A 10169-nucleotide genomic window follows, 5' to 3' on the forward strand; every position below is an offset into this window, starting at 1 on the left:
AGGTATGGACAAATTCTTACTGAGATTACCAAATCTCAAAGAGAAATTCTGGAAAGTTTGAAGATATCTGTTTCTACATAGTTATAATTTTTGCGGGAAATTAGGTAGCTAAGTATATCAAAAAAGTTGGATATAAAACAAACTTCAAAGCCACTTATAGTTGCCCCGTAGATGCAGAAAATTCATTATCTCCTAAAGATGAATTACAAGAGCTTATCGATACCCAATTCTCCGAGTATTCAAACCCTTCCAGTGACCTTAAAATAAGAAAACAACAATTCATGCAAGATAATTATATGGAAGAAGATACAGATAATTCTTAACAACTCCTTTCCATTGCTAATACTCCATAATATCTTTCCCCAACTATGATTTATTTAACAGTATCCCACACCCCTTAAAAGACCGCCTAATGGTGAAAAATCATTGAAACGGTGAATTTTCACCGCAGCTTTTTCTAAAAAATAAAGTTTCCTAATCCTCCCTGAACCCTTTATTTATTAGGCTTCTTCTATTTTTTCATTTTTCCTTTCTGCCAATTCACTGAATTTTCACCATGTAAAAGTAAGGAGGTGAGAGAAAAATGAAAAGCGAGAAATAGAAAGAATTAGAAATAACCGACATCATGACAGCTGCTTTTTTACTTGCCAAAAAGTATCCGCTTATTTCTCATAATGTGGGAGATACAGGATTTGTATCTTTCAGATTTCAAGATAAAAACAATTCTAGTGAGCAGGATATACACGAGCATCTGAGCGGCAAGGCAAAAGTTGTATCAAGCGATTTCGTTGAAGCATATAGAGGGCTTCGTAGTATTATTCTACGTGCTCGGGAGGAAAAAAGAAATGAGAAAAATAACAGAACAAGAGAAACTGGCTTTACAGGAAGATATTAAAAAATCTGGCCTGGATTTACAGTTTCTGGAGCAATACGGTATTAAAGAATTCACTGGGAAACAAGAAAACCTGAAACAGAAATTAGGATTTGCTTCGTTTAACGGCCATCCAATACTACAAACATTCTACCAAATACTGGAAATCCCATATCTTGATAAACAGGGCAACCCGTTATTTTCACGGTTTCGCCTCTATCCCCCCTTACAGGGCACAAAATATCTTCATCCCAAAGGAATACCAGCCCGACCATATATTCTTCCGTTAGTGTGGGAAGTAGTAGAAAAACCTCATAAACCTCTATGGATAACCGAAGGTGAGAAAAAAGCCCTTAAACTGACAAAAGAGGGCTGTTTAGCTATCGCTCTGTCAGGCGTTTGGAATTTCAAGGCGGGGAAAACAGTGATGATACTGATTCTAAAGAGTTGTGGGAAGAACTGTTGGAATTCAACCTGCAAGGTAGGACCATCTTTTTAGCGTTTGACGCAGATTTATGGGTTAATCCCCAGGTAAGAAATGCCTTGTGGGAACTGGCACTGAAACTGTACGGCAAAGGAGCAATCGTAAAGTTTGCCCAATGGCTTGCAGATGACGGAAAAGGAATAGACGATTACCTTACCCAAAAAGAGCTGGCAGGAGAGAATTTAACAACTGTTATAAACACTCTCCAAAACAACGCAAAAGAGCTTACCCAGTTTATAAGAAACGAGCATGAGGAGAGTATTATTCGGGCACTTGCAGTTGCAGAAATAGATGAATTGAAAAACGAGATAATCGTTAATACGCTTTCCAAAAAACTTTCCGTTTCCCCAAAGACAATCCGGGCTTCTATATTACTTATCAGGGATGCAGCGAGCAAGAAGGACCCAGAGTACACTGAAGAAGAGAAACAGCAGGCCATAGAGCTTTTAAAATCCCCGGATTTAATAGAAAGGTTTTTAGAGGCCTGTCATTCTGAATACAGGGGTAGAGACAAAGAATTGATAGCAGTTAAACTTGTCCTTACTTCCCGAAAATTCAATGAAAGTGTAAGCTTAGTAGTGATTGGAACTTCTGCTATTGGTAAATCCGCTATGATAAAAGCGGTGCTTAAAACCACTCCAGAATCAGAGCGAGAAGATTTTACCAGCGTTTCCGAGCAGTATTTTTTGTACACGAAAGAGTCGCTTGCTCATAGGATAATAATTTTTTATGAGAGTACAGGGCAAAGAAACGAGTATGTCAGCTATGTTTTACGAACAGCGTTATCTGAACAGGCGCTAAAGCTTGGTACTGTGGGGAAAAGTAAGTCAGGGGAACTGGTTCCACTGAGCATAAAAAAAGATAGTAAAGGTTTGGTGTTTATAACCACCTGTGCCAACGGCAAGATAGATTATGAACTGGATACCAGAGTCCTAAAGATAGAAATATCTCACGATAAATCACTACAGCGCGACTATTATCAGCACGAAGGTAAGTTGGCTCGGGGTGAAGAATATGAAAAAAATTTCATCCCTTTCAGAATATGGCAATTAGCAGATACTCTTATAGAACCCGCACAGGTTGTCATCCCTTTTGCAAATAAGATAGCAGACTTGTTTTCTGTTGATAACGAAAGGTTTAACCGTGATTTCAAAAAGGTTCTTATACTTATTAAATCAAGCGCACTACTTTTCCAATACCAACGTACCCTGGATGAACATAACCGCATCATAGCGACCAGAGAGGATTATGAGCTTATTTACAGGTTTCGGGAATTGATAAGCCAATCTATAAGCGTCGTATCGAATGTAGTTACAAACTTTTTAAAAACCTGCCGTAAGTTACAAAAAACAGAAGATTCGGTTACAAGGGCAGAGGTGATGAAAGAATTGCAGTTATCAGAAAAGACCATCCGCAGATATATCAATGAAAGTGTTGCCAATGAACTGCTGGAAACGACAGGGCGAGGGGTAACACAAAAACTAAAGGTTATATCTATCCCAGACGCTATCTCTCCTATGCCACCCCCTGATGAAATCTTTTCTGATGAAGGGAGCTCTCCCCCTCCTATAGTTAACGATGTCCAATTGTCCAAAGTGGGTGAAACCCTTGATATTAAAGGTGTTAACACTGGACAACCCCCTATGTCCAATGTTGTCCAATTGTCCAATATTCAGATTGAATCGGACAATTGGACACCGGAAAGATACCACCCCTATTGCACAACTAAAGGAGTTTCAAAAAAAATATACCAAACGCGGTGCATCAAAAACTTTTTGGGGCGTTGTTCATGGAATAACAGGTCAGTTTTATAAAAATCTCAATGATGTACCTAACTCAGATGTTGTTGAAATTGTTGCCTATCTTTCTGGTTTTGAGAAGGAGGAGGTGGAACATGAATAGTCAGTTTGAGTTAATAAAAGCACTCAAAGCTCATCAGGATTCTCAAAGCCCTTCAGTATTAGAAAAGAATGTGGCCAAGAACTACGTAAAGAAACGGCTGTTGGATGTAAAGGAGGCGGCGGAGTATTTGGGAATAAGCGAGAACGCGCTTTATAAGAAGGTGTGGAAGCGACAGGTACCGTTTGCAATAAAGATAGGCCGGACACTTAGGTTTGATAAGGTCCGGATGGATGAGTGGATAGAGAGTAATTTATTGAAGGTTAAAAAATCTTAAAACCCTTGATATACTTGACTTTACAGAGGATTTGTAGTAATATTGGTGGCTGAATATGGGACTATCTAAGAGAGGTAAAAAGTGTTGTATAGACTACAGGTATAAGGGCAGGCGGATACGGGAAACCGTCTCTGAAAGCAAAGCCGTTGCCGATGCTGCCCTTAAGAAGCGGCTTACTCAGATTGCAGAGGACAGGTTCCTTGATAAAAAGAAGGAAAAACTCATCACACTGGAGGACTTTGCCAAGCTGTATATGAAAAACTATTCACGTCCCAATAAACTCTCTTTCTCACGGGACCAGATATGCATTAACCACTTGCTTGGCCATTTCAAAGGGCAATACCTGACTGAGATAAATGTTTTTGACGTTGAAGATTATAAGCGAATCCGGCTTCAAAAAGTAAAGCCACCAACGGTTAACCATGAACTGAAATGTCTAAAAGCAATGTTGAACAAAGCAATGGAATGGGGTATAATAGATGAGTATCCGCTGTCCCGGATAAAGTTATTACGGACAGAGAATAAAAGGATTAGGTTTCTTGAACTTGAGGAGATAGAGCGGCTTATGGCTGCATGTGAAGGTAATATTGCAGCTATTGTCACTTTGGCACTGCATACAGGGATGAGAAGAGGTGAGATTTTAGCTCTCAAATGGCGGGATGTGGACTTTAACCACAAACTCATAACTCTTTTGCGAACCAAGAACGGTGAGAAGCGTGAAATAGTTATGAACGACATAGTTTACAATACACTGTTTGCACATCCTCGGAATAAGAGAAGCCAATATGTGTTCTCATACAAGAATGGCAAACAGATACGGGATATACGAGGCTCTTTTGAAAAAGCATTAAAGAAGGCAGGTATAACGGATTTCAGGTTTCATGACTTAAGACACACTTTTGCCTCACAACTGGTAATGGCGGGGATAGATTTAATGACGGTTCAAGAGCTTATGGGGCATAAATCGTATCTGATGACACTGAGATATGCGCACCTGTCGCCCAGTCATAAGAAGGCGGCGGTTGACCGTTACTGCGAAATTATGGACACATTTTGGACACATTGCCATAATTGCCAAAAAAATAAAAATATCCCGAACTCCGAAAACACAAGCGGGGCAAGGGCTTTAACAGATTAGCGAGGGTGGCGGAATTGGCAGACGCGCTGGACTTAGGATCCAGTGGGGCGACCCATGGGGGTTCAACTCCCCCCTCTCGCACTGCCTACTACCGCAAGGGTTTTAAGGTTTTTTAGGAGTTTTGATAGGAGAGGATATTCCTGAAAGTATGCCAAAAGTATGCCATTTTTTTTAAACAGCTTCCTTTTGAAGGCTCAAAGACCTTAATTTTTCTGACATCATGGACAGGTCAGGATGCATATACTGATGTGTCATTTTTATTGATTTTTGACCCAAAAGTCCCATAACCATCCTATCAGGCATATTAGCCCTGCAACACCTTGTAGCAAAGGTATGTCTTAAAGAGTGAAAAACTACATCTTTAAATCCAGCTTTCTTTACTACCTTATCCCACCAGTATCTTAACCTGGACTCATTTACAGGCATATTATTTTCATCAATAAAGACAGACTCATCAGAATTTTGTTTAAGAGCAAATAGTCTATGCAATATCTCCAGTAATTTATCATCTACCAGAGGAAAATCCATTGTTATCTTACTCTTTTCCCTGACCAACCTAATAAAGGGGATATCGGCATTAAGAAAAACCTGGTTCCATTTTAGAGAGAGTATTTCACCTTTTCTGAAACCTGTATAGAGCCCAAACACAATGATATCCTTAAGCCATTGATGGTCAGCAAGCAATAAAAGGATTTGCTCTTCGGTTTCAGAAAGCCATCTCTCGCGGATTCCATAATAGGGAAGAGGCGGTATATTAGATACAGGGTTCTTCTCCAGCCAGCCCCATTGTGTTTTCGCTACCTCTAGAACGCGGTGAATGAATGCCCTCTCTATGTTCACAGTCCTGGGAGAAATAATTTTACCCTTTGCTACAAAGGTCTTTCTTCTTTTCTGTTGCCAGTTGTATATCTTCTCTGGAGTGAGATCCTTTATTTGAAGATCGCCCAAGTATTTAAGTATATTCTGTGCCGAGAAAACATCTCTCTGATAAGAATCCTTAATACCCTTGGAACACTCCTCTAAATACTTATCAAATGCTTCTTGAAGCGAATGGTTTAGTATCTCCTCAAATGATGTATTATTCTTAATCTTACTTACCATCAAAGCTTTTACCATCTCTGCTTCTTTTTTCTTCTCACACTTAGTTGAGTATCTGATTCTTTTGCTGCCTACAACTACATCAAAATACCAAAACTTGCTTCTTTTCTGTTTGAAAAGCCTCATAGAGACCTCCTTTATTGGGAGGTCTCTCCACAAACCAGCAGCCAGAAAATCTATTTCTAACTTGTCAATGAGCATCTGCGCTAATATGTATATTTTACGATTTTTCTCACGCTGTGCCAATAACAAGTCTTTTTCTAAAGCTACGTTTTCAGTCACATGTTTGGTATTTTTATAATTCATTTATTCTCAATCCTTACTTTATTCCCCATCTTTATTGCCTTTCTTATATACTGCCATTGTCATTTTGATATCTCCTATTATTTATGTTCGTTCCCGGACCAACATACCGCCCTGGTTTTTAATTGCAAACAAAGGGTATTCTTAGAAAGAACATGGGACACGCTCCTCTTCACCCTATCTTTCTCTGATACACCCAAATACTTTGCCGCTTTTTCTACTTCAAGTAATTTTTCAAACATAGTTCTTTCACCTCCTCCCGCAATATACTTCATACTTACCGCATTATTAGTAATTAATTTATTCATTTTTACAAGACCTGCCCCACATATTTTTTTCTAACATATCAAAATGTTTATTTATTGCAATAATGTCTTCCACAGGAATATCTATGTCAATTTTTCTATAATTCTGCCCTGTGATTCCTTTGACAACCATCCAAAATTCTTTCTTTGCTTGCCGCGATAAGTATTTCCTTTGCCATTCTTTTAGAATAGATAAAGGATTATTCTTTTCTCCTGTAAACAATTCATCATTTACACTTGCAACCGTAACAGTTTCTTGAACAGTTGGGACGCTATTTTCAAAGTCTTGTACACATACATCATTCTTTTCTTCCTCTACAGGAATATTTTCAATACCCACGTCAGTTGTATTTATCCGTCCCAAGCGTCTCAAAATATCCTTTTCTACAACAACTATTCCATTAATATTAGGTTTTTTAATAATCCAATTTGAGTAATCTGCTCCCATGATTCTATGTGTTCTCCTTAAATGATACATAACGAAAACCCCGGCAACTTTTGTCATTTCGTGTTATAGAATTTGCTTTGGTTGTTTGAAACAATTCAAGCATTAAGCTTTCTAACTCCCGTTGCACCACGGTAATTGGTTTAGGATCCCATCCTTTATCAGGACAATATTCGTTATATGCTTTAACAATCTCATCCGTTGAAAGATCACCTGCTTTATCTTTTACAACCTTCTCTTTTAGGAAATATCTCAAACTATCACTTTCAGCTAAGAGACTATCAACAATGCTATCTTGTGAATCTGTCAGATAAATATCACCATATTTATCTATTTCTTTTAATAGCACACCCAGCCCCTGTAGAGCCCAGTTTAAGATTCCACTACCTTCTTCTTTTATTAACAGATTGGAAAAGTTTGGAATTTTTTTAGGTGGAGTTGTTGTATTAAAACGGATTATCAAGAGTCTTCTTTTCCATGCGTCAACATCTCCGTCAAGACGAACGCGAAGACGAGAATTAGATGTTATTAGAATACAGAAATCTCCCCTAATGGGAAAATTTCCTGTTCCACCTTTCTGTTCAGCATCAAAATAGTCACCACCTACGAGTCCCTTAATAATTTGAGCTCCTTTTTCAGTGAGAAAATTACCTGGAACATCAACTCCTACCAGCAACTGTTTTTTTAAATATCTATAAATTTCAAATCGTTCAGATAGATGTTTAGTTCTTAATTCAGAGATATTTTCTTGTCCAACTAAAGATTGAATTATTAAAGATAGGGTGCTCTTCCCTCGCCCTGGCTGGCCGTCAAGAATTAGGAATCTTTGTATTAGATTACTACCTAATAATGACAATCCTGTATATTTTTGAATAAGAAGCGCATCATCTTCTGAAACGGCAGGGTATAGAAAATCGTTTAAAAACTTATCACACCTCGCAGAAGGATTATACTTAATAGGACATTGGTTACGAGAGAAGAATTCAGGGGAAAACTTACAAAAGTTAAAGTCGTCCTTTTCATTAAAAACAATAACGCCATTAGCAACGTGAATAATTTTTTTTTCGTGCCGAAAAGCATCTTTTTTCTCACCTATTCCTTTCAGGAGAGCAGTTATATGGTTAAGAGTTGGATTTGTCCGATATTTTTCAAGGGAAGGTTCATCTATTACTTTTGATACCTCAAGTATCTTTGTAGAAATTTCTGTTTTAATTTTGTCCATTGAAATAGGAGCATAAAGTCCATTTTCTGCGTTATATCGGTAAAATACACTATCATCAGGCTCATACAACTGAATGTTTTCACAATTATGTGCACCTGCCCAAAAATTCTGATTAATCCCTGTTATCTTGCCATTTTTACCTGTATAAAAAGGGGATCCAAACTTTTGGATTAACGAATCAAGTTCGGACGACAATTTTTTATCGTGATTTTGTTCTGAAGGTTTCCATATATCACTTTTATCAACAATGTCAAGGAAATCTTCTCTCATTCCACCCGCTGAAAGCCAATCCGAGAAATCCTTAATTTGTTTACCATTCAGATTGGGTAGTTCTATTACTTTAACAGGAATTCCGGCTTTATGTAGTTGTTCTGCTACTGTTTTTGCATGCTCACGACCTGGTTTATCTTTGTCTGCGATAATTACAGCTTGGCAACAACCTTTTAAACTTTCAGTATAATCTTCTCGCCATTTTCCCGCACCCATAGGACTTGTCGTAGTAACAAAATTAAGCTTTGCTAAATTATCGGCATCTTTTTCTCCCTCACAAATATATATTGTTTCTTGGTTGCTAATTCCCTGTATAACATTTGGCAAGTGGTATAAAACTCGCCTCACATCACGCAAATTCCAGAAATACCCGCCATTGCCATCTGGACGTCTTTGGCGAAAGGTTTTACCATCTGAACGTACTGTCTGATACAGCAGAATGTCTTCTTCGTCTACATAATCATAAATAACTTCTTCAATTTTTTTCTGTTGGCGTTTTTTGGAAGAGAGTGGGAACAAATCCGACATCGTTAATCCTATAGAATTAACAATGTCTTTTAGTACACATCCAGCATGGCAATACATAAGAATCTTTCCATCTTGCTCTGTTATAGATAAACTGGGATGTTTATCATCATGGGAAGGACATAAAGCCGTATACTCATTATTTGGTAAGCTTTTTACCTGCTCCAATCGGTCCAGAATCTTGTTCAAAGAATCACTGAAACAACTGACATAGTTATCATCTAAATTATTAAAAAAAATTGTTTCGTTGGAACGTTTTAAGTTACTTTCAATGTTGTCTACTATTAAATTTTCCATTTCTTATTTCCTCCTTTTTGTGTAAAATTAAACTACGTAAGCCTCTATAGGCCTCAACAAAATCTCGTGACCCCACTTTCGCTGTTCCGCTAATATGCTTCTGTATCTCTCGTTCAATGGAACCTTTACTATCATTAAAAATAAAAGTCACAAAGCCTGAAGGACCTACATTGTGTGATACTAATGTGTGTTTTTTTGCAAGCAGGAATGCGGCTGTCATAATATCTCGTATTTCTACATTCTTTTTCATCCTATTTCCACCTCCTTTACTTAATTATTATCACGTCACAATGCTTAAAATAAATTTATTTCTGTTTCTTACCCCTCTATATATATTATTCAACGAGTCAACAAAATTATTAATAAAATTTTAAAATCTTATTTAAATAACCAATGTTTACTATAAATTTATTTCTATTTCTTGCCCCTCTATATATATTATTCAACGAGTCAACAAAATTATTAATAAAATTTTAAAATCTTATTTAAGTAACCAATGTTTACTATAAATTTGTTTCTGTTTCTTACCCCTCTATATATATTATTCAATGAGTCAACAAAATTATTAATAAACTTTAAAAATCTTATTTGAGTAACCAATAAAAAAATAAAAACAGAGGCTAAAGCATTGATATGATTAACTTTAGGAAGTTTTTAAACAAAGTTAAGAAAAAGAGCAATATTGAGAAATATTTCTAACAATAAATTCTTGTTATTTGGAAGAACAACTTATAGGATTAGATTAATCTATTTGATAATACTGGAAACAGAAGGAAGGGAATATACATTAAAAGGAATGTCAAAATTCTGGATTACATATAGAGATGGAAGATAAAGTATTGTTTTAACCTAATACGATGGAGGGTATAGTTTAAAGCGAGAACATTGATTTTTACGCTATTGACGCTAAGATTTTAAGGCAAGTCATTATAAGATGGGCTCACAATGGGGTTCTATCCCCATTATAAAAAAATTTACTCAATAAGTTCAAATATTTTCAACTATCTGCCAAGATATCGTTTCTTAAGGTAAGTG

10 protein-coding genes and 1 tRNA gene are annotated in these 10169 nt (G+C 36.9%); 6 read left to right on the forward strand and 5 right to left on the reverse strand.

Annotated features, from left to right (window positions below; translation table 11 throughout):
* Positions 1 to 625: 625 nt before the first annotated feature.
* The 6 genes from M0P98_08220 to M0P98_08245 all read left to right on the forward strand — a co-directional run bounded on the left by M0P98_08220 (position 626) and on the right by M0P98_08245 (position 4750).
* Positions 626 to 895: a hypothetical protein gene (locus M0P98_08220; GenBank protein MCK9266834.1), complete on the forward strand. Its 270-nt coding sequence runs from the start codon at positions 626 to 628 to the stop codon at positions 893 to 895.
* Positions 846 to 1370: a DUF3854 domain-containing protein gene (locus M0P98_08225; GenBank protein ID MCK9266835.1), complete on the forward strand. Its 525-nt coding sequence runs from the start codon at positions 846 to 848 to the stop codon at positions 1368 to 1370. The genes M0P98_08220 and M0P98_08225 overlap by 50 nt, the downstream gene beginning before the upstream one ends.
* Entirely contained in the window at positions 1271 to 3169 is a 1899-nt protein-coding gene (locus M0P98_08230) for a DUF3854 domain-containing protein (GenBank protein ID MCK9266836.1), read from the forward strand. The genes M0P98_08225 and M0P98_08230 overlap by 100 nt, the downstream gene beginning before the upstream one ends.
* An 80-nt stretch (positions 3170 to 3249) precedes the next feature.
* Positions 3250 to 3531, forward strand: a complete 282-nt coding sequence (locus tag M0P98_08235) for a helix-turn-helix domain-containing protein (protein MCK9266837.1) — start codon at positions 3250 to 3252, stop codon at positions 3529 to 3531.
* 55 nt (positions 3532 to 3586) lie between these two features.
* A complete protein-coding gene (locus tag M0P98_08240) occupies positions 3587 to 4669 on the forward strand; it encodes a tyrosine-type recombinase/integrase (protein MCK9266838.1) in 1083 nt (360 codons plus the stop codon).
* Positions 4669 to 4750, forward strand: a tRNA-Leu gene (locus tag M0P98_08245). Before M0P98_08240 ends, M0P98_08245 begins: the two co-directional genes overlap by 1 nt.
* A gap of 90 nt (positions 4751 to 4840) precedes the next feature.
* Here the strand turns inward: M0P98_08245 and M0P98_08250 are convergent.
* From M0P98_08250 to M0P98_08270, 5 genes are all read right to left on the reverse strand, one after another.
* Positions 4841 to 6073 (reverse strand): site-specific integrase, encoded by a 1233-nt coding sequence (locus M0P98_08250; protein MCK9266839.1) that lies wholly within the window; start codon positions 6071 to 6073, stop codon positions 4841 to 4843.
* 77 nt (positions 6074 to 6150) lie between these two features.
* The gene (locus M0P98_08255) at positions 6151 to 6378 is read right to left on the reverse strand and encodes a hypothetical protein (GenBank protein ID MCK9266840.1); all 228 of its coding nucleotides are present in this window, start codon (positions 6376 to 6378) and stop codon (positions 6151 to 6153) included.
* A complete protein-coding gene (locus tag M0P98_08260; GenBank protein MCK9266841.1) occupies positions 6371 to 6823 on the reverse strand; it encodes a hypothetical protein in 453 nt (150 codons plus the stop codon). The genes M0P98_08255 and M0P98_08260 overlap by 8 nt, the downstream gene beginning before the upstream one ends.
* 4 nt (positions 6824 to 6827) lie before the next feature.
* The gene (locus M0P98_08265) at positions 6828 to 9134 is read right to left on the reverse strand and encodes a toprim domain-containing protein (protein ID MCK9266842.1); all 2307 of its coding nucleotides are present in this window, start codon (positions 9132 to 9134) and stop codon (positions 6828 to 6830) included.
* A complete protein-coding gene (locus M0P98_08270; GenBank protein MCK9266843.1) occupies positions 9106 to 9384 on the reverse strand; it encodes a hypothetical protein in 279 nt (92 codons plus the stop codon). Before M0P98_08270 ends, M0P98_08265 begins: the two co-directional genes overlap by 29 nt.
* Positions 9385 to 10169: the final 785 nt, after the last annotated feature.

Source organism: bacterium (assembly GCA_023230585.1).
Taxonomy (GTDB): Bacteria; Ratteibacteria; UBA8468; order B48-G9; family JAFGKM01; genus JALNXB01.